Source organism: Pseudomonas abieticivorans (assembly GCF_023509015.1).
Classification (GTDB): Bacteria; Pseudomonadota; Gammaproteobacteria; order Pseudomonadales; family Pseudomonadaceae; genus Aquipseudomonas; species Aquipseudomonas abieticivorans.
This window is the reverse complement of record NZ_CP094975.1, coordinates 6,227,898-6,247,219: the sequence shown is the minus strand read 5'-3', so window position 1 is coordinate 6,247,219 and position 19,322 is coordinate 6,227,898. Positions and strand designations below refer to the sequence as shown.

Genomic DNA, 19,322 nt, shown 5'->3' with positions numbered 1-19,322 from the left:
GCTCACTCCGCAGTTGCCGCCGGGGGCAGGGGCTCTTGCTTGATGCCCTCGGCAAACTTGCGCATCAACCGCACCAGGTGCTCCACATCCTCTGGCTCCCAGCTTTCAAAAATCTGCAGCCCGATTCGTGCGCGCGCCTCGTCGATGCGGTCGGTCATGGCTTTGCCCTGGGGCGTGATGACTGACTCTCGCACGCGCTTATCGCGGGGGCTGCCCTGGCGCACAATCAACCCCAGGCTTTCCAGCTTCGCTACCTGGCGGCTGACAGTGGTGTAGTCGCGCCCCACGCGGTCGGCCAACTCCACCACGCCGATGGGGCCCAGGCGCTCCACCAATACCAGTAGCGGGAACAGCGCTCGGTCCAGGGCGATGCCGGCTTCGCGGACCATCACTTCGTCGCGTTGGGGCTGGTTCATCACCCCGACGATTTCCAGCAGCGAGCCGTGCAGATCGCGAAGCTGTGCGTATATATGTGTATTTTGCACATTAATTCTTGACACGGATTTGCCCTCATTCCAATATGTGTATATTGCACATATAGGTGGCCGGGATGAAAGAGCAATTTGCAGTCGACGTGTTGATTTGCGGGGCCGGTGCGGCCGGTTTGACTCTGGCCATCGAGTTGGCGCGACGGGGCGTGTCCTTTCGCCTGATCGAGAAAGCGCCACAACCGTTCCAAGGGTCGCGCGGCAAGGGTATCCAGCCCCGAACCCAGGAAGTCTTCGAAGACCTGGGCATTCTCGACCGAGTGGTCGCCGCAGGGGGCACCTACCCGTTGGAGCGCCACTACCGCGACGACGGCAGCTTCACCGATGCCGCGATCATCGAGCAAACCACCCCGACACCTGCAGAGCCCCATCACTTGCCGCTGATGGTGCCGCAATACCTGACCGAACAGGTGATGCGCGAACGCCTGTTGGAGCTTGGCCACCGGCCGGCGTTTGCCTGCGCTTTGCTCGATTTCGAGCAGGACCCGCAGGGCATTACCGCTCGCATCGCCACCGCCGATGGCGAACAATCACTGCGCGTGCGTTGGCTGGTAGGGGCCGATGGTGGCCGCAGCGCCGTGCGCCATGTGCTGGGCGTCGGTTTCCCTGGCAAGACCCTGGGGGTGCGCGCGGTGGTGGCCGATGTGCAACTGACGGGGTTGGCGCGCGACCGCTGGCACCGCTTCGGCGCAGGGGACATGACGCGGCAGATTTCGCTGTGCCCGCTGGCCGGCACCGAGTTGTTCCAGATACAGGGGCCGATCCCGTTGGAGGGCGAAGTCGACCTGGGCGCCGCAGGGCTGACACGCTGGGTGGCGCAACGCACGGGCCGTGACGATATTCAGGTACAGGCCGTTCACTGGTCCTCGGCCTACACGATGAATGCGCGGCTGGCCGACCAGTATCGGGTGGGCCGGGTGTTCCTGGTAGGCGATGCGGCGCACATCCATCCCCCCACTGGCGGCCAGGGCCTCAACACCAGCGTACAGGACGCCTACAACCTGGGCTGGAAGCTGGCGGCGGTGCTGCAAGGCGCCCCCGATGCCTTGCTCGACAGTTATGAACTGGAACGCCGGCCCGTGGCGGCCTCGATGCTGGGCCTGGCCACCCGTTTGCTGGAGGCGCAAAAACGCGGCGAGATGCGTCGCGGCCGCGAGGTGCATCAACTCGACATCGGCTACCCCGGCTCTCCGCTGGCGCTTGAGTCGCCCGAGCGCAGTGGGCTGTGCGCGGGTGATCGCGCACCCGACGCACCGATCCGCGGCGCGGCCGGACAGGCATCGCGTCTGTTCAGCCTTTACCGCGGCACGCACTGGACACTGCTCGGCCAGGGCGGAGAGCGGGGCAGCCTGCCGCCGCGGCCTGGGCTGCACATCCACCGCTTCGGGCCGCAGGGTGATTGGCTGGACGATCACGGGCACTTGGCTGCAGCGTACGCACCGCAGTTGGGCGAGTGGGTGCTGGTACGGCCCGATGGCTATATCGGCGCGATTGTCGGGGCCGACGAGGGCTGGCGCCTGGAAGACTATTTCTTGCAGGTGGGGCTGGCCTGATTGCCGCCTTTGTGCCGGCGGCAGCGCTCGGAGCAATAACGCACCTGCTCCCAGCACCGCGCCCACTTCTTGCGCCAGCTGAAGGGTAGTCCGCAGGTCAGGCAGGTCTTGACCGCCAGCGCGTTTTTTTTCAAAGCGATTCCCCGGCGTCCAGCTTGGCCAGCAGTGCCTGGCCGCGCTGCCACAGCGCCTGCTGTTTGGCCGCTGGCATGCGCTCAAGGTTCTTGTAGATCATGCCCATGCGTTGATTGCCGCGCAGCAGGTCGCCGTGGCGCATCACGAAATGCCAATACAGCGCGTTGAAGGGGCAGGCATCCTCGGTGGTGCTTTCGCTCACCTTGTAGGCACAGCCGCGGCAGTAGTCAGACATGCGCTTGATGTACTGGCCGCTGGCGCAGTAGGGTTTGGACCCCAGGTAGCCGCCATCGGCATGCATCACCATGCCCAGGGTATTGGGCAGTTCGACCCAGTCGAAGGCGTCCATGTAGATGGCCAGGTACCAGTCGCAGATCTGGCTTGGCGCGATGCCAGCCAGCAGGGCGAAGTTGCCCGTCACCATCAGCCGCTGGATGTGATGGGCATAGGCGTGCTTGAGGCTTTGACCGATCGCCTGGCGCATGCAGTTCATCCGGGTGCGTGCGGTCCAGTAGAACTCGGGCAGCGGCCGGCTGTTGGCGAATACATTGCCATCGGCGTAGCCGGGCATTTTCAGCCAATACACACCGCGCACGTATTCGCGCCAGCCCAGCAATTGCCGGATAAAACCCTCGGCGGCGTTGATTGGGATCCGGCCAGCCCAATATGCCGACTCGACGTCGCTGCACAGCGTGCGCACATCCAGCAGGCCAATATTGAGCGCCGCGCTGATGCGCGCATGGAACAGGTACGGCTCGTCGCTGGCCATGGCGTCCTGGTAGTCGCCGAACGCGGGCAGCCCGAAGTCCAGGAAATACTCCCATAACGCCTGGGCGTCGCCATGGGTCACCGGGTAATCGAAGGTGTCCAGCGCGCCATAGTGGGTGCTGAAGCGTTCGGCGACCAGCGTGAGCACCTCGCGGGTGATCACGTCGGTTGAAAAGCCCTTTGGGTAAGGGGCCGCGGTGCCTTTGGGCAGGGCCTTGCGGTTTTCTTCATCAAAGTTCCAGGCACCGCCCACCGGGCTGCCATCGCCGTTGAGCAGTACCGAATGCGTGCGGCGCATTTCGCGGTAAAAGAACTCCATGCGCAGCTGTTGCTTGCCGTCGGCCCAACGGGCGAACTGGGCACGGCTGCAGAAAAATCGCCCGTCGGCATGCCACTGGATAGGCAGCCCGCTGTCTTTGAGCGACTGTTCCAGGCGCCAGTCCCCGCACTCTGTGAGGTGCAACTCATCGGGCTTGAGCAACGCCTGCCAGCGCAGCAATTCGCCCGGCAGCGAACCGCTGTTGTCTGGATCATCCAGCGTGACGTACTGCACGGCAAAACCGCGTTGGCGCAACGCCTCGGCAAAATGGCGCATGGCGCTGAAAATCAAGGTGATTTTTTGCGGGTGATGGGGCACGTGGCTGGCTTCCTCCATGACCTCGGCCAGCAGCACCGTGTCCTGCTCAGGCTCAAGGCCTGCGAGCGAGGCCAGGTCCAAGGACAGCTGGTCGCCCAGTACCAGGCACAGCCTGCGAACGTGGCGCATCAGGCACGGTCCGGTGTTGTGGGCGGAAGGCAGTGGTGTTTGGTCTTCACGGGAGGGGGGCCTAATGAGCATCTGGAGGGACGCCGCCGATTGGCCTTGGGCGCCTCGTGCATTCTCGGCGCTGGCGCTGCGGTTGTCGAGCAGGCGGGCGTGCGGCATGGGCCGGCGAGGGGCCGCAGGGGCTACGTAAGCGGCGGTATTAATTGCACTTTTTTGATTTTGCGCTTGACGCCAAGGCGCCAAGAACGTTTAATTGCGCCGCGGCCCAGATAGCTCAGTCGGTAGAGCAGGGGATTGAAAATCCCCGTGTCGGCGGTTCGATTCCGTCTCTGGGCACCATTGATTTATTTCAAGTGGCGCCAACACCATTTGAAAGCCCAAAAAACCGGCCATTGTGCCGGTTTTTTGTTGTCTGCGATTTCATCACCATCGATGAAAGGCGCAATGATCGCAATCCCGTATCCCGTGATGCCTCAACCTAGCGCAAGCTCCAGGAAACGCCCCAATACACCCCCAACCCTTCACCCGGCGTCGAACGCGCCGCGTCCAACCCCTTGTCGTCATACCCAGGGGTGACCGTGGCGGCGTAATGGGTGTTGGTCAGGTTGCGCACATCCACCCAGGTCTGCCAGTCGTTTTTGGCGGCGTTGTAGCCCAGGGTCGCGCCCAGCAACGCATAGGGATCGGCGTAGTAGCTGTTGGCGTAGTCCACGGCCACCTTCGAGGCCAGTTGCAGGTTCGCGCCGGCGAAGAAACCCTGTGGCCAGTCGTAGCGCAACTCCCCCTGGTAGTAGTGCATCGGCAGGCCAGGCAGGCGGTTGTCGCCAAAGCGCTCGTCGTCACGGTAGTGGAAGTCGCTGAAGGTGTAAGCCTGGCGCAGGCTCAGCGCGCCCACTCCTGGTTGCGACCACAAGGTGCTGTTCAAGCTGGCTTCCACCCCTTGATGCACGGTGGGGCTGGCATTGAGTTCGTAGGGTGTGACGGCGTTGGCGTTTGGCAGCACCGAGAGCAGTTCGTGGCGCACTTGGGCGTAGTACCAGGCAAGGGTCCACTCACCCAGGGCGCTGTCGCCGCGCCCGCCGAGTTCCAGGGTGGTGGCGGTCTGGTTTTGCAGTTTGATCGGGTCGCGCTGGGCGCCGGTGGCCACGCCGCTGCCGGCGGGGAACAGCTGGTTGGAGCTATAGATCAGCGACCAGGGGTGCGGCCCCTCGACCGAGCGGCTGAGGTTGCCGAACAGTTGCACGGCGGGGCTCAACTGATAGCGCAGGCCCAGGCGCGGGGCGTAATCCCAATCATGCAGGCTGGTCTTGCCACCGCTTTCGGGGTAGGTGACGGCGCTTTCGCGGCGGGTGTAGATGGCCGCGATGCCAGTGGTCAGCCACAGGTCATCGGCGATTTCCAGGTCGTTGCCCAGGTGCAGCACCGTGTCTGAACCCTGGTAGGTGAAATCGCGGATGCGCGTGCCCGGCGCGTAGCCTGCGGTGTTGCCGGTGGGGATGCGCACGAACTCGCTGGCGCCATCGTTGGGCAGGTGCTTGGTCACGCGCAGGCCAGCGGTGCTATGGCTTTCCAGGCCCCACAGGGTGTCGCGGCGCTTGTAGTCGAAGGTGCCGCTGACGTCGCTGTAGGCTACCTTCAGGCGGTTGGGGCCTTCGCGCAGGTCCATGGGGTAGTCGTGGTACACCAGGCCCGTCTGGATGCTCGAGTCGTCGTCGATGTAATAGGTGGTCTTGTTGCCGAAAAAGGTGCTGCCTGGCTCGTCGCGGCGATAATCGCGGGCCTGGTAGGTGGGGTTGGCCGCCCGCGGATCGTGCTCGATGGATTGTTTGGTCACGCGCCCGGCCAGGTCGTTGTCGGTCTCGCGGTAGCGCAGGTAAAAGCGCGTTTGCAGGTTGGGATTGAAGCGGTAGCCGACGTTAGCAATCACGCCCTGGCTGGTGCTGGCGGTGTGGTCCTGGTAACCGTCGGATTTTGCATCGGTCAGCGCCACGTAATAATCCAGGTCGCCCAGCACCTGGCCGGAGCTGACCTGGCGCTGGCGGTAACCATGGCTGCCCATGGCGTAGCGCACTTGCAACAGCGGCGCATCGAACCCGGTGTGGCTGACGTAGTCGATGGCGCCGCCCAAGGCCAAGGCGCCACGGTCAAAACCGTTGGCGCCGCGCAGCACCTCCACGTGGTCGAGCCACAGCGGCTCCAGCAATTCATAAGGCGTGCCGCCGGGGCCGGTCAGGGGCAAGCCGTCGAGCATCGCGTACAGGCCCGAGGCATGGGCGCCGGGTGCACGGTTGATGCCCGAGCCGCGAATGGAAATCTTCACCCCTTCGTTGCCCGCCGACTGCGCATACACCCCTGGCTGATAGGCCAGCACGTCCTGGTTGCTGGCCACCCGGCCTTGCAACGGCTGGCGCATGTCCACCACGTTGCTGCCACCGGGCACTTCGGCCAGCCGCGCCTTGGCCTCTTGCACGGTGGGGTCGTCGCTGCCCTGCTGTTCGTCACGAATCAGCACCTGCCCAAGCTCCACGTCCTGGGCCTCGGCCACCGCAGGGCAAACGAGGGCCAGGCCCAGCAGGGCAGTGGAAAGGTTTTTGGGCGAGCGCATCGAGAAAACTCCAGACGTACGGAACAGGAAGTGAACACTGCGACGTACGAAAGGACGAACGGAGCACATGGGAATTTGCAGGGTTTACGGTTCGCGTGTCGTGTGGGCTGGTGCGCCAGGGAACACAGGATCGCGCCGTGTAGGAGCGGATTTATCCGCGAAGAACACCGCGCGGTGCATCAGGCACACCGCGGTGTCCTTTTCGCGGATAAATCCGCTCCTACAGTCTGAATTGCGCCGAGGCTTTCAACGGTGCATATATTTTATGCCGCCAAAGCATGAAGCGGCGACGGCTTATGCGGCGTGGTTTATGCCCTAACGAACTAAGCACTCTATTTTTTAGTATTTTATTTTTGATCACGCTCGATTCTATGGTGCCGTCACTTTTAGCATTTCGCTAGCACTTGCAGGAGCTTCCCCATGGCCCGAGCGGCATTGTTGTCCCGTTTCTACCGTCCGTTGTTCGCGTTGTCCCTGGCCGCGATGCTGGTGTCCGAGCCAGCCTGGGCGGGTGCGGTGAAGGAGATCCGCATTGCCGTGCCGGACATCGGCGCTGGCACCACCCCCAGCGGCGCCGGGGTGATGGACGTGTTGCACGAGCAGAAGCTATTCGAGAAAGAGTTCGAAAAGGACGGTATCAAAATCCGTTGGGACTATTTCAAGGGCGCCGGGCCGGCCATCAATGAAGCCTTGGCCAACGGCCAGGAAGATTTCGCCTACCTGGGCGACCTGGCGGCCATCGTCGGCAAGGCCAATGGCCTGGACACCCGCCTGCTCAGTGCCACGCAACGCGACATCAAGCTGTACCTGGCGGTGCAGCCGGGCAGTGGCATCACCTCGCTGGAAACCCTGAAGGGCAAGCGCGTGGCGATCTTCCGTGGTACCGCCACGCAGTTGTCGTTTGTCTCGGCGCTGGCCAGCAAAGGCTTCAAGGAGAGCGACTTCAAGGTCATCAACCTGGATTACAACGCTGCCAATGCTGCCCTGGCCGCCAAGCAGATCGATGCCACCTGGTCCGGCGCCGGGGTGTTCGCCTTGAAAGCCCGCGGCTTGGCAGACGTGCCGGTGAGCACAGCCGACCTGGGCGGTGCCGGCAGTGTGCAAACCGTGCTGGTGGGCAGCGGCGCGTTCGTCGACCAACACCCGGAGCTGGTGGCGCGCCTGCTCAAGGCGCAACAACCGGCAGTCACCTGGTTGCGCAACGAGGCCAACAAGCAGGCCTATATCGACCTGGTGTCGCGCCTGGCCGGCTATCCTTCGGTGATCTTCGCCTCTGACGCGGCGGACCAGTCCTTTGCCAGTGGTTTTGACCCAAGGCTCGACGCCAGCTTCGTCAGCAACTTGCAGCGCAGCGCTGACCAGGCCCTGCAGGCCAAGTTGATCCGCAAGGCCGTCGATGTGAAGACCTGGGCTGAACCGCGCTTCCTGGATGCCGCCTTGCAGTCCACCGACAACGCCCCCCAAGCCAGCCGCTGATAACAAGGAAACGCCATGACCACCCTGTTCATTTTTCCGAATGCCTGCTCGTTTGCCGCCCACGTCGTGATCAACGAACTGCAACTGCCGATCGACGTCGAAAAAGTGCAATTCGCCGCGGATTCGCCCTATCGCCAGATCAACCCCACCGGGCGCATTCCGGCCTTGCGCCTGGATGACCAGACGCTGCTGACGGAAAACACCGCGATCCTGCCGTACCTGGCCGACCTCAAGCCCGGTACGCCGCTGTTCGCCCCGGTAGGCTCGGTGGAGCGCGCGCAGATCCAGGGGTGGCTGGGCCACCTGGCCACCGAAGTGCACGTGGGGGCGTTTCGCAGCATCAACCGCCCCGAGCGCTTCAGCCCGGACGAATCGGCGTTTGTCGGCATTCGCAGCAAGGGCGTGCAACGATTGGCCGATGCGCTGAAACCACTGGAGGCGCGGCTGGCGTCGCAGGACTACCTGGTGGGCAACCGCTTTACCTTGGCCGACGCCTACCTGGGTGTGTTCGTCGGCTGGAGCGCCCGGGTCGGGACCTTGCTGGAGGACTTTGCGGCGTTGCAGGCGTTTTTAGCCCGATACCGCGCGCGCGAGTCGGTGGTCCGCACGCTGGCGGTGGAAGCTTAGAGCCTAGGAGATGCCATGCCGACCATCGACACCATCGCCACCTGGGCCCAGGTCATCGCCCGCACGCTGGAGGGGCAGGGCATTGCCAGTGGCCCACTGCTGCACGAAGCGGGCATCGCCCCCTGCAACCTGCACGACCCCGACCAGCGCATCGAGCTTGCGGCCATGAGTGCGTTCTGGCGGGCCGCGCGGCGCGTCAGCGACGATGAATGTTTCGGCCTGCACGTGGCGAAATGGGCGTACCCCACCGACTTTCACGGGCTGTATTTTGCCGTGCAAAGCAGCGCGACCTTCCTCCAAGCCTTGGAGCGCGGGGTGCGCTATGCGCCGGTCATTACCACGGCGGCCAAGATGCAACTGGTGCGTGGGCCCCATGTGGCACGCCTGATCTATGGCGTGGCGCCGGGGGCGCATGTCGAGCAGGTAGCCACCGAGGCATCGATCGCCTGCGCCGTGCGTTTTGCCCGGCAAACCTGGGGCCACCTGGCGATCGTGCAAGGCGTGCGCTTCGCCCGGCCGACGCCCAGCGATCCGCAGCGTTGGGCCCGCCTGCTGGGTTGCCCGGTGCAGTTCGATGCCGCGGAAAACGCCATCGACTACGCCAATCGCTGGCTGGAAACGCCCTTGGGCACCGCCAACCAGGCGGTCGCGCAGGGGTTGGACAGCGTGCTCAATGACTACCTGCAACGCCAGCGCCGGCTTGACCTGCCGCAACGGGTGCGGGGCGCCATCGTGCGCTATTTGCCGCTGGGCGACGTGCAGCAAAGCCGGGTGGCCGACGACTTGGGGATGAGCGTGCGCAACCTGCATCGGCACCTGCTCAAGCACGCCACCAGTTTCAAGGCCTTGCTCGACGACTGTCGCCGGCAACAGGCCTTTGGTTACCTGCGCCAAACCGATTGTTCGATCAACGAAATCTGCTACCGGTTGGGGTTCAACGAGCCGAGCAGTTTCAACCGCGCGTTCCGCCGCTGGACCGGTGTCAGCCCCGGCCAGTGGCGCCGCGTTGATCAGGGCGAACCTTGCAGCGCCCCGGAGCAGGCCTTCAGCATCGCGGTGTAGGCAAGGTGTCCGCGGCGGACCACATGTTGTCCGCCCAGGCCCCTTTTCAGCCCGCTGCATTCCCTAGCATGGCAACCCTGATCGTGCATTGGCCTATGTCGCCGCACGCAAAACCAGGAGCCATTGCCCATGCTGTTACGTTACTCGGCCACCACGGCCCACCGCCTCAAACCGCTGAGCTTGTCCCTTGCGCTGGCAATGCCCGGGGTGCTGTTGGCCACCCCAGGGCACGCTGCCGACGAGACCGCCGCCGCTCACGTCGAGCCTGCGGCCGACTCGACAGGCCCGCGGCTGGAACCAGTGACGGTCACCGCCCGGCGCCGCGCCGAAGCGTCCCAGGAAGTGCCCACGCCGATCACCACGTTGAGCGGTGCCAACCTTGAAACCCAGCGCATCTACAAGATCCAGGACTTGCAGCAAGCGCTGCCCAGCGTCAACGTGGCGTACGTGCATGCCCGGGTGTCGAGTTTCGCGGTGCGTGGCATTGGCAACAATCCGGCCAGCGATGGCCTGGAAGGCAGCGCCGGCATTTACCTGGACAACGTCTACCTGGGCCGCCCTGGCATGGCTGCCTTCGACATGCTTGACGTCGATCAGATCGAACTGCTGCGCGGGCCGCAAGGCACGCTGTTTGGCAAGAACACCACCGCCGGCGTGCTGAACATCACCACCCGCGGGCCCACCTTCACCCCGGAGCGCAGCCTGGAAGTGTCGGGCGGGCAGGACGGTTACTTCCAGGGCAAGGGCACCGTGTCGGGCCCGTTGACCGAGACCCTGGCCGGGCGCCTGTCGTTCTACCGCACCCGCGACGATGGCTACCTGGACAACAAGCACGACAACCGCACCCTGCTTGGCGGTGAGCGCGAGGGCTTGCGTGGGCAGTTGCTGTTCAAGCCCAACGATGACTTCAGCCTGCGCTGGATCAACGAATACAACACCGAGAACTCCAGCAGCGGCAGCAGCGTGGTCTATGGCGCAGGGCCGCTGTTTTGGCAGCGCGCGAGCCTGGTGGGCGCCAACCCGAGCATCGGCCATAGCAACATCGACGGCCGGCAGAATGTCAGCGTGCACCAGAACGCCAGTTCCGTGGAAGCCAACTGGAACCTGGCAGGCGGCTACACGCTGACCTCCATCAGCGCCTACCGCTACTGGCACTTCAACCCGGCCAACGACGCCGATCAGTTGGACGTGCCGGTGATCAGCGACTACGGCTACGAGGTGCACGACCGCCAGTTTTCCCAGGAAATACGCCTGGCTTCGCCCAAGGGTGAGTTCTTCGACTACGTGGTGGGCGCCTACGCCTTCAAGCAAAACCTGGGTAACCGCATCTTCACCGACTTCGGCCCCCTGGCGGATTTGAACCTGATCGGCGCCAACCTCAATGTGCTGAACAACATCAACAGCAAGGTCAACGGCAAGGTCGATACCGAAAGCTATGCACTGTTCGCCCAGGGCACCTGGCACCTGACCGATCGCCTGGACTTCAGCGCGGGCATGCGCGGCACCTACGAAGAAAAAGACGCCAACGTGCAACGCTTCGCCCCCACCGGCGGCGGCACGGCAGTGGTGATCCCCGGCGTGGTGGATGGCAACGCCATACGCGCAGGCCAAGTGGGCGCCTACGACACTGGCGATTTGCACCTGCACAACGCCGCGCCGTCGTTCCTGGCAAGCTTGAGCTATCAATTTACCGATGACGTGTTGGGCTATACCTCGCTGTCCCACGGCGAGAAATCCGGCGGGGTGAATTTGGCGGTAGGGTCTGCACCCAGTGCCGGGGCCGAGTCCTTGCTGGTGGGGCCGGAGCGGGCCAATGATGCGGAACTGGGGGTCAAGAGCCAGTTGTTCGACCATCGCCTACAGCTTAACGCCAACGTGTTCTGGACCGGCGTGAACGGCTACCAGGCCACCACCTACTACCAGCCGCCGGGCATGCTGACCGGCTACCAGTTGCTGACCAACGCCGGCACCGTGCGTTCGCGCGGCGTCGAGTTCGAGGCTACCGCCGTGCCGGTGCGCGGGCTGACGCTGAACGTCAACGGCTCGTTCAACGACGTGACCTACCTGTCGTTCAAGGACGCGCCATGCCCGGCCGAATCCACCGGCGCGGCCACCTGCGACCTGAGTGGCCAGCGGGTGGCCGGGTCGTCGCGCTGGATCGGCAACGTCAACGGCGAATACAAGTGGCCGCGCAGCAACGGCATCGAGCCTTACGCCACGGCCAGCTACGCCTACCGCTCGGGCAGCGAAGGCACGCTGGACAACTCCGAGCTTGCGAAAATCGACGGCTACGGCCTGGCGAACTTCTCGGTGGGTGCGCGGATGGGCTATGGCGACGGCTTGGTCGACGCCTCGCTGTGGGTCAAGAACGCCTTCGACCGCGAGTATTACCTGGCCGTGGGCACTGGCTCCAACGGGCTGTACACCGCCTCCCCAGGCCAGCCGCGTACCGCAGGCATCACCCTTCGCTATGACTTCTGAGGTGGACATGAACAACAAGCAGATGAACCTTGGGGCATTCCTCATGGGCAGCGGCCACCACGTGGCCGCCTGGCGCCACCCACGGGCCTGGGCCGGCGGTGGGCTGGACTTCCAGCACTTCAAGCGACTGGCCCAGACCGCCGAGCGCGGCAAGTTCGACGCGATCTTTTTTGCCGACAACCTGGCCCTGATGGGCTCGCCGGAGTTAGGCCAGTACACCACGGCGGGCGACGTGTACGACCCCCTGGTGCTGCTGTCGGGGCTGGCGGCGGTGACCGAGCGCATTGGCCTGGTGTCCACGGTGTCCACCAGTTACAACGCGCCGTACCTGCTGGCGCGCAAGTTTGCCTCCCTGGACCACTTGAGCGGCGGGCGCAGTGGCTGGAACCTGGTGACGTCGGCCACTGACCTTGAGGCGCTGAATTTTGGTCGTGAGCAGCATTTCGAGCACGGCGACCGCTACCAGCTCGCCGAAGAATTCATCGACGTGGTCACGGGCCTGTGGGACAGCTTCGAAGATGATGCCTTCTTGCACGACAAGGCCAGCGGCGTGTACTTCCAGCCCGACAAGTTGCATGTGCTGGGCCACCAGGGCGAGCACTACCGGGTGCGCGGGCCGCTGAACATCCCGCGCACGCCTCAGGGCCATCCGGTGCTGATCCAGGCAGGCTCCTCGGAGCCTGGCAAGGCGTTGGCGGCGCGCACCGCCGAGGTGATTTTTACCGCGCAGCAAACCCTGGGCAATGCCCAGGCGTTTTACGCCGATGTGAAAGGGCGGCTGGCAGCCTACGGTCGCCAGCCACAGGACCTGAAAATCATGCCGGGGATCTCGCCGGTGATCGGCCGCACCCAGGCCGAAGCCGAGGACAAGTACGCGCAGTTGCAAGACCTGCTCGACCCGCGTGTGGGGCTGGGCCTGCTGGCGGGCATGGCCGGTGGTTTCGACCTGTCCGGTTACGACCTGGATGGGCCGCTGCCGGAGTTGCCGGTGAGCAACGCCATGCAAAGCCGCCAGGCCTTGTTCATTGACCTGGCGCGGCGGGAAAACCTCAGCATCCGCCAGCTGTACCTGAAGGTGGCCGGGGCCCGTGGGCACCATACGGTGATCGGCACCCCGCACACCGTGGCCGACACCCTGGAGCAATGGTTCGTGGGGCAGGGGGGTGATGGCTTCAATATCATGCCGCCGTTTTTGCCTGAAGGCCTGGATGACTTTGTCGACGGCGTGGTGCCGATCCTCCAGCAGCGCGGCCTGTTCCGCCGGGACTACCAGGGCAGCACCCTGCGCGAGCACCTGGGGCTGGCGCGGCCGATCAGTCGTTATGCACGCGAGCAGGACGCGAACTGCGCCTGACGGGTTATGATAGGGCGGCTCGGCACAATCCGAGCCTGCCTTGAACCCCGGAGCCTGTTTCGCGATGCCCAGTATCACCCGCCTGCCCACCACGCCCCCCGAATCGCTCAAGAGCCAGATCCTGCAAATGGTGGTCGACTACCTGACCGACATCAGCGCGGTGGCCCTGACCCCGAGCAACCCGCTGTACAACCTGTACCAGTACGCGGTGGGCTTTGAGGTGCACCTGTACCTGGAGGCCATGAAGGGCGGCCAGGGCGTGGAAGTGGAACTGATCGTGGCGTTGGACGACGAAGACCCAGCCATCGTCGCAGGCTTCCTGTTATACCTGCCCACCCAGGGTGATCCCGAGGCGTGCGCGGTGGCCTACCTGGCCGTTGCCAACGCCTACCGACGCCAAGGCGTGGCGCGGGCGATGCTCGCGCAGATGACCCAGCGTTACCCTCATGCCGAACTCGGTTGCGTGGTGGCCAGGGTGCCGTATTTCGAGGCACTGGGCTTTCAAGTGCTCGGCGCACGTGGGCCGCAGGTGTTGATGAACACCCGCGACCACGGCAGTGACGGCCTGACCGCCGTGCTGGATACCGCGCCCATCTACAGCTCGGTGGAGGTGCGGCAGATTCATGCCTACCTACTCAAGCAGCATGGCAAGCGCGCGATGACGGATGCCGAAAAACAGCGTGACCGGCAACTGGACCAACTGAGCCGCCAGGCGCAGGCGTTTGCGTGGGAGCGCTTGCAGTCGCCGCCCGCCCCCTGATCAGCCGCGCGCCAACCGAACACACACGCTCAGGCCCCGGTGGCTTTGCGGGTCGCCGTCGTCCAGGCTGAGGCTGGCGCCGTAGCGCTCGGCAATCGTCTTGACGATGGACAGCCCCAGGCCCGAGCCCACGTCGTCAGCGCCCAGGGTGCGATAAAAGGGGTCGAACACCCGCGCTTTGTCTGCGGCAGCGATGCCCGGCCCGGTGTCGATGACCTGCAGCACAACGCACTTAGGTTCGATCCGCACGCACAGGTCGACCCGGCCCCCGTGAGGGGTGTAGCGGATGGCGTTGTCGACCAGGTTGCGCAGCAGTGTGTACAGGTCGAGCTCGCTGAATGGCACCTGCACGTCCACTTGGCCATCCACGCCGATATCGATGGCCTTGGCCTCGGCCAGCGGCAACAGGTCTTCCAACACTCGACGAAACACCGCGTGAACGCACACGCCAGCGCCTGGCGCGGGTGCAGTGGCCTGCGCCCGCGCCAGGCTCAACAGTTGGTCGATCAGCTTGCGACCGCGCTCGATGCCCCGGCGCAAGGGCAACAGGCGTTCATGGGCCACGGGTGACATCGGCGCTGCAGCCAGGCGTTCGGCTTGCAGCGACAGCGCGGTCAGGGGCGAGCGCAACTCATGGGCGGCGTCGGCGACGAAACGCCGCTGGGTTTCCATGGCCTGCTCCACGCGCGCGAGCAGGCGATTGATGGCCACCACGAACGGGCGAATTTCACTGGGCAGGTGGCGCTCATCGATGGGGTGCAGGGCTTGCTCGTCACGCTGGTCGATTTCCGCTGCCCGTTCGGCGATGGGGCGCAACAGCTTGCGCACCAGGTCGCTCACCACCAACAACAGCACGGGGAACAGCACCAGGAAGGGCAGCAAGCTGCGCAGGGCGCTTTGCCGGGCCTGTTTGTCGCGCCCGCCGGTTTCCTGGGCCACGGCAATGCGCTTGCCGCCGGCGATGGTGCGCACCAGCACGCGAAACGGCTCGCCAGCCACCAACAGCGAGTGCAGGCCATCCCCCAAGGTGGTGGCCAGCGGCAGGGGCATCGCGTTATCGTCGCCGCCAATCGCCTGGTTGCCGTCTGCAAGGTACTGCACCACCACCCTGGATTCTTCATCATCGTTTGCAATGGGGGGGAGGTTGCGTGGGTAGGCCAGGGTCATCTGTTGGCGCTCGAACAGCACGGCGACCTGGCGCAGGGTGTTGTCCTGCAGTTCGTGTGCTTCATCGAGTGCCGAAACAAAGGCAAAGACGCCGGCGAGCACTGCGACCAGCACAATGGCCAGCGACAGCGATACGGACAACCTGACCTGAAGCGAGTCTTTCAAGTGCCTTTTGAAACCATCCATCCCAGCCCCCTGACATTCTTGATCACCTCGCTGCCCAGTTTGCGCCGCAGGGCATGGATCAGAAACTCCACCGCGTTGCTTTCCACTTCATTGCCCCAGCCATAAATGCGGTCTTCAAGGTCGCTGCGCGAAAGTATCGCCCCTGGCCTGATCAACAATGCCTGCAACAAGCTGAACTCCCGGTTGGACAACAGCACCGGCGCACCCGCTGGGGTGCTGGCCTCTTTGGTGATGGGGTCCAGCGACACGGCACCGTTGCTCAGCAACGGCAGGGCGCTGCCGCCCTTGCGCCGCAGCACGGCGCGCATGCGCGCCAGCAACTCGGCCAGCTCGAAGGGTTTGAGCAGGTAGTCGTCGGCGCCACCGTCCAGGCCACGCAGGCGGTCGTCCAGGCTGTCGCGGGCGGTGATGATCAGCAGCGGCACTGGGTTGTGGCTGGCGCGAATGCTGTCCAGTACCTGCAAGCCATCCTTGCCGGGCAGGCCAAGGTCGAGCAACAGCAGGTCGTAGTGCTGCGCCTGAAGGGTGGCCAGCGCACTCAGGCCGTCCCGGACCCAGTCGACGGCATAGCCGGCGTCATTCAGCGCGCCTTCGATCGCCTCACCGATCATGCTGTCGTCTTCGATCAACAGTACTCGCATGGCGCCCTCCGGCCGCAATCGATGCCCCAGGGACGATGTGATCCAAGGGCCTGGGGCATGTGCATTGAATCATTTGCCCGGGCGTTTACCAAAGGGTTTTGTGCAGGTCATGCCGTACCCAGGGTGTTGAAGTTTTTCAGCAGATCGGTCATGGCGGCCTGGCAATCACTCTGGCTTGGGGCACTGGCACGAAGGGCTGCCAAGGCACGGTCGATGGCGTTGTCCAGTCGATGCCAGTCACTGGCGGCGCGCGGTTTGAGGCCTGCCTCGGCCGAATCCCAGGCCAGCTCCAGGTCTTTAATCCGGCGTTTTGCGCCCGCCAGGTCGTTGTTGTCGACCAGGCCTGCGACCTCGACGGCGATGCCTTGGAAGGCCGACAGGTCGCCCAACTTGGAGGCTGCCTGTTGGTGGGTATCGGCCTGGGCGCCGGCCTTGGCTGGCTCGGCGGGTTTGGAGCAAGCCGTGGCCAAGCCCAACAGGGCGATGGCAGACAGAATGGCAGCTTTGCGAATCAGGGCGTGCACAGAAGTCATGAGAATTCCTTGGTTATCAGACAGGTTATAGAACGATGGTTTTGCGTTGGCCCACGCTGAACTGCGCGACGGCGACCAGCATCACGATGACGTTGAGGAACAGCGCGCTGGTCCATGCCGCGCCCATGCCCAGGCCACCGTAGGTCTTGGCCTGGGTCAACAGGTCACCCAGGGAGGCGCCGAAAGGGCGGGTCAGGATGTAGCCGACCCAGAAGGTCAGCACGGGGTTGGCCCCCAGGCGCCAGGCAGCAAATGCGAGGCCGATCAAGGCGCCGAAGATCACGGCCCCCAGGGTAAAGCCCAGGCCCAGCGCCTCGGTGGCAAGGTCGCCAGCGGCGGTGCCCAGGGCGAAGGTCAACAGCACGGTTAGCCAGTAGAAGGCTTCGCGGCGGGGGGTGACGATTTCCTCGATGGACAGGTTGCGTTCCACCGCATACCAAATCATGAAATTGATCGCCAGTAACGTGGCAAAGACCGCTGTGCTCACATACAGGCTGACGCCCAGCCCGTCAGTGAGCACGTCGGTGATCTGTGTGCCGACAATGCTCACCAGCACCACGGTCAGCCAGTAGATCCAAGGGCTATAGGCCTTCGTGCGCAATTGGCCGAACAGCGCCAGCCCCAGCAGCACGGCCATGCCGAGCGTGGTCACGCTCTGCCCGAGGCCGGCGTCGACGGCCAGGAAGTCCGCGCCGGTTTCGCCTACCGTCGTGGATAAAATCTTGATGATCCAGAACGCCAGTGTTACCTGCGGAACTTTGTTCAACCAGTGGTCGCGTGTCAGGGGTTTCATGTGGGGGGCTCTCCAGGGCCGTGCGCCAGTTTGCGCAAGGGGAGGCTACGCCGCGAAACTTAGCGGGAACTGAGGGCGTGTGATCGTCAGCGATGTACCCTTGTTGATACGCCTTGGGCATTGCCAGCCATGGCGCCCTGGGGTTGAATAAGCCCCCGCTTGGCAGCCTAGGATGCCCATGTCTAACTCCGCTACAGTCACGAGCCCGGCTGCGCCCACCGTGCTGTTCAAACATCCGCGCCAGCGCTTCTGGCTGATGGCGTCTTTGCTGGTGGCCATGGTGCTCGCCGCCTTGGACCAAAGCATCGTGGCCACGGCGTTGCCATCGATTGCCAGCGAGATGAAGGGCATCGAGGGCATGAGTTGGGTGGTCACCCTGTTCATGTTGACCTCCACCATCAGCGCGCCGCTGTACGGCAAGCTGTCGGACCTGTACGGGCAACGGCCGCTGTTTCTGCTGAGCATCGGCGTATTCGTCGCCGCTTCGTTGCTGTGCGGGCTGGCCACCAGCATGGGCCAGTTGATTGCCTTTCGCGGGCTGCAGGGGCTGGGGGCCGGTGGCCTGATGACCCTGTCGCAAACGGTGATCGGCGGCGTGGTGGAGCCTGCCAAGCGCGGCCGTTACCAAAGTCTGTTCTCGGGAGCGTTCGCGGTCAGCGCGGCGGCGGGGCCGTTGCTGGGGGGCTTCATCACCTCGCATTTCAGTTGGCGCTGGATCTTCCTGATCAATATTCCGCTGGGCATCCTGGCCACCACCGGGTTGCTGCTGACCCTGCCAAGCCTTGCGCGCAAGGCGAAGGTGGTCATCGATTACCGTGGCGCCCTGGTGTTGTGCGTGGCCACCTCGGCGCTGTTGCTGCTCACCCATTCGTTCTCGTTGGGGCAGGGCGCAGGGCTGTTGAGTAGCCTGTTGTTGGGGCTGGTCGCGTTTGTCGGCTTTGGGCTGTTGTACCGCATCGAACGCAAGGCACCGGAGCCGATCATCGACCTGGTGCTGTTTGCCAACCGGCGTTATGCGGTCGCCATCAGCGCGACCGCGGCCATGGCCTTTGCCATGATGGGTTCGCTGGTGTTCATGCCGTTGTACTTCCAGGCGGTGTTGCACCAAACCCCCACCGAGTCCGGGTTCATGACCTTGCCCCAGGTGGCGATGATGCTGGTCAGCTCGTTAGGGGGCGGCGCGATCTCGGCGCGCAAGCAGAACTTCGTGGGTTTGCTGTTGGTGGGCGTGGCGCTGGAGTGCCTGGGGTTGTTGCTGCTGTTGGTGTTCGCCCACTTGCAGATGCCGGCGCCGTACTTTTTCATGACCATGGCGTTGCTGGGGGCCGGCATGGGCATCGGCATGCCCAATGCCACAGTGATCGTGCAGAACGCCGTGCCCTTATCGGTGTTGGGCGCGGCAACGGCCAGCATGTCGTTCTGCCGGTCGCTGGGTGGCGCGCTGGGCGTGGCGGTGTCGGGTGGCATCATGAGCTACACCTTGGGCCACGAGCTTGAGCAGTTGCCTGAGGCGTTGCGGTCGCTGAACCTGATCGAAGGGTTGGCCACAGCCACGGTTTCGCCGGGTGATCTGGCGCGCTTGAGCGGGCTGTATCGCGTGGCGATTGGCAATAGTTTGTTTGCCGGGGCGTTGGTGATGGGGGTGGCATTGGTGTTGGTGTTTGTGTTGATGCGGGGGGAGCGCAGTGGGGTATCTGTGCCGTAAGGGCGGGACCCAAGGCGACAGATGAAGCGCACAGCCTCGTTATTTGGGTAACGGCGGCGGTCCGTCGCTTGTGAATTCAAACTGTCGCAGGAGATCACCTGGGTGGTTGCTCACCTTCGCCATCCATCGGTTGCTATGAAAACCTTGCGTTTCACACACTCTATTGGAGATTAGCATTTCTGCGTGCATTGCCGTCTCGGGGTGGTTTTATGGGAACAGTAT

General features: G+C 64.1%; 16 protein-coding genes and 1 tRNA gene. 9 read left to right on the top strand and 8 right to left on the bottom strand.

Annotation, left to right across the window (positions count from 1 at the left end):
- Positions 1–2: 2 nt before the first annotated feature.
- On the bottom strand, positions 3–485 hold the full coding sequence (locus L9B60_RS28320; RefSeq protein ID WP_249674362.1) for a MarR family winged helix-turn-helix transcriptional regulator: 483 nt from the start codon (positions 483–485) through the stop codon (positions 3–5).
- 65 nt (positions 486–550) lie between these two features.
- On the opposite strand from L9B60_RS28320, the gene L9B60_RS28315 reads away from it, so the two are divergent.
- On the top strand, positions 551–2,041 hold the full coding sequence (locus L9B60_RS28315; RefSeq protein WP_249674361.1) for an FAD-dependent oxidoreductase: 1,491 nt from the start codon (positions 551–553) through the stop codon (positions 2,039–2,041).
- Here L9B60_RS28315 and L9B60_RS28310 read toward each other — a convergent pair.
- Together L9B60_RS28310 and L9B60_RS28305 are read right to left on the bottom strand one after the other, a co-directional pair.
- A complete protein-coding gene (locus L9B60_RS28310; RefSeq protein WP_249674359.1) occupies positions 2,014–2,175 on the bottom strand; it encodes a DUF2256 domain-containing protein in 162 nt (53 codons plus the stop codon). The genes L9B60_RS28315 and L9B60_RS28310 overlap by 28 nt on opposite strands.
- Positions 2,172–3,710: a cryptochrome/photolyase family protein gene (locus L9B60_RS28305; RefSeq protein WP_249674358.1), complete on the bottom strand. Its 1,539-nt coding sequence runs from the start codon at positions 3,708–3,710 to the stop codon at positions 2,172–2,174. Before L9B60_RS28305 ends, L9B60_RS28310 begins: the two co-directional genes overlap by 4 nt.
- Positions 3,711–3,973: 263 nt before the next feature.
- Here L9B60_RS28305 and L9B60_RS28300 point away from each other — a divergent pair.
- Positions 3,974–4,049 (top strand) — tRNA-Phe (locus L9B60_RS28300).
- 139 nt (positions 4,050–4,188) lie between these two features.
- On the opposite strand, the gene L9B60_RS28295 is transcribed toward L9B60_RS28300, so the two are convergent.
- Positions 4,189–6,315 (bottom strand): TonB-dependent receptor family protein, encoded by a 2,127-nt coding sequence (locus L9B60_RS28295; protein WP_249674356.1) that lies wholly within the window; start codon positions 6,313–6,315, stop codon positions 4,189–4,191.
- A gap of 420 nt (positions 6,316–6,735) precedes the next feature.
- Here L9B60_RS28295 and L9B60_RS28290 point away from each other — a divergent pair, with 420 nt between their 5' ends.
- The 6 genes from L9B60_RS28290 to L9B60_RS28265 all read left to right on the top strand — a co-directional run bounded on the left by L9B60_RS28290 (position 6,736) and on the right by L9B60_RS28265 (position 14,075).
- On the top strand, positions 6,736–7,791 hold the full coding sequence (locus L9B60_RS28290; protein WP_438866031.1) for an ABC transporter substrate-binding protein: 1,056 nt from the start codon (positions 6,736–6,738) through the stop codon (positions 7,789–7,791).
- A gap of 15 nt (positions 7,792–7,806) precedes the next feature.
- Positions 7,807–8,418 (top strand): glutathione S-transferase family protein, encoded by a 612-nt coding sequence (locus tag L9B60_RS28285; RefSeq protein ID WP_249674355.1) that lies wholly within the window; start codon positions 7,807–7,809, stop codon positions 8,416–8,418.
- Positions 8,419–8,433: 15 nt separating this feature from the next.
- Complete coding sequence (locus L9B60_RS28280) at positions 8,434–9,480, top strand: AraC family transcriptional regulator (protein ID WP_249674353.1); 1,047 nt, start codon at positions 8,434–8,436, stop codon at positions 9,478–9,480.
- A gap of 129 nt (positions 9,481–9,609) precedes the next feature.
- A complete protein-coding gene (locus tag L9B60_RS28275; RefSeq protein WP_249674352.1) occupies positions 9,610–11,961 on the top strand; it encodes a TonB-dependent receptor in 2,352 nt (783 codons plus the stop codon).
- A 7-nt stretch (positions 11,962–11,968) separates the two neighbouring features.
- On the top strand, positions 11,969–13,315 hold the full coding sequence (locus tag L9B60_RS28270; protein ID WP_249674350.1) for an LLM class flavin-dependent oxidoreductase: 1,347 nt from the start codon (positions 11,969–11,971) through the stop codon (positions 13,313–13,315).
- A gap of 64 nt (positions 13,316–13,379) precedes the next feature.
- Positions 13,380–14,075 (top strand): GNAT family N-acetyltransferase, encoded by a 696-nt coding sequence (locus L9B60_RS28265; RefSeq protein WP_249674349.1) that lies wholly within the window; start codon positions 13,380–13,382, stop codon positions 14,073–14,075.
- Here the strand turns inward: L9B60_RS28265 and L9B60_RS28260 are convergent, their stop codons facing one another.
- The 4 genes from L9B60_RS28260 to L9B60_RS28245 form a co-directional block, all read right to left on the bottom strand.
- Entirely contained in the window at positions 14,076–15,428 is a 1,353-nt protein-coding gene (locus tag L9B60_RS28260) for a sensor histidine kinase (RefSeq protein WP_249674347.1), read from the bottom strand.
- Positions 15,404–16,069, bottom strand: a complete 666-nt coding sequence (locus tag L9B60_RS28255) for a response regulator (protein ID WP_249674346.1) — start codon at positions 16,067–16,069, stop codon at positions 15,404–15,406. Before L9B60_RS28255 ends, L9B60_RS28260 begins: the two co-directional genes overlap by 25 nt.
- Before the next feature lie 107 nt (positions 16,070–16,176).
- Positions 16,177–16,602 (bottom strand): hypothetical protein, encoded by a 426-nt coding sequence (locus L9B60_RS28250; protein WP_249674345.1) that lies wholly within the window; start codon positions 16,600–16,602, stop codon positions 16,177–16,179.
- 25 nt (positions 16,603–16,627) lie between these two features.
- On the bottom strand, positions 16,628–17,395 hold the full coding sequence (locus L9B60_RS28245; RefSeq protein WP_249674343.1) for a COG4705 family protein: 768 nt from the start codon (positions 17,393–17,395) through the stop codon (positions 16,628–16,630).
- A 178-nt stretch (positions 17,396–17,573) separates the two neighbouring features.
- Here L9B60_RS28245 and L9B60_RS28240 point away from each other — a divergent pair, with 178 nt between their 5' ends.
- Entirely contained in the window at positions 17,574–19,100 is a 1,527-nt protein-coding gene (locus tag L9B60_RS28240; protein ID WP_249674342.1) for a DHA2 family efflux MFS transporter permease subunit, read from the top strand.
- Positions 19,101–19,322 lie beyond the last annotated feature (222 nt).

Coding starts and splice junctions, on each gene's coding strand:
- L9B60_RS28290 (WP_438866031.1), top strand. CDS start 6,736: ATGGCCCGAGCGGCATTGTTGTCCCGTTTCTACCGTCCGTTGTTCGCG.
- L9B60_RS28265 (WP_249674349.1), top strand. CDS start 13,380: ATGCCCAGTATCACCCGCCTGCCCACCACGCCCCCCGAATCGCTCAAG.
- L9B60_RS28295 (WP_249674356.1), bottom strand. CDS start 6,315: ATGCGCTCGCCCAAAAACCTTTCCACTGCCCTGCTGGGCCTGGCCCTC.
- L9B60_RS28260 (WP_249674347.1), bottom strand. CDS start 15,428: ATGGATGGTTTCAAAAGGCACTTGAAAGACTCGCTTCAGGTCAGGTTG.
- L9B60_RS28250 (WP_249674345.1), bottom strand. CDS start 16,602: ATGACTTCTGTGCACGCCCTGATTCGCAAAGCTGCCATTCTGTCTGCC.
- L9B60_RS28315 (WP_249674361.1), top strand. CDS start 551: ATGAAAGAGCAATTTGCAGTCGACGTGTTGATTTGCGGGGCCGGTGCG.
- L9B60_RS28275 (WP_249674352.1), top strand. CDS start 9,610: ATGCTGTTACGTTACTCGGCCACCACGGCCCACCGCCTCAAACCGCTG.
- L9B60_RS28240 (WP_249674342.1), top strand. CDS start 17,574: ATGTCTAACTCCGCTACAGTCACGAGCCCGGCTGCGCCCACCGTGCTG.
- L9B60_RS28285 (WP_249674355.1), top strand. CDS start 7,807: ATGACCACCCTGTTCATTTTTCCGAATGCCTGCTCGTTTGCCGCCCAC.
- L9B60_RS28280 (WP_249674353.1), top strand. CDS start 8,434: ATGCCGACCATCGACACCATCGCCACCTGGGCCCAGGTCATCGCCCGC.
- L9B60_RS28245 (WP_249674343.1), bottom strand. CDS start 17,395: ATGAAACCCCTGACACGCGACCACTGGTTGAACAAAGTTCCGCAGGTA.
- L9B60_RS28270 (WP_249674350.1), top strand. CDS start 11,969: ATGAACAACAAGCAGATGAACCTTGGGGCATTCCTCATGGGCAGCGGC.
- L9B60_RS28255 (WP_249674346.1), bottom strand. CDS start 16,069: ATGCGAGTACTGTTGATCGAAGACGACAGCATGATCGGTGAGGCGATC.
- L9B60_RS28305 (WP_249674358.1), bottom strand. CDS start 3,710: ATGCGCCACGTTCGCAGGCTGTGCCTGGTACTGGGCGACCAGCTGTCC.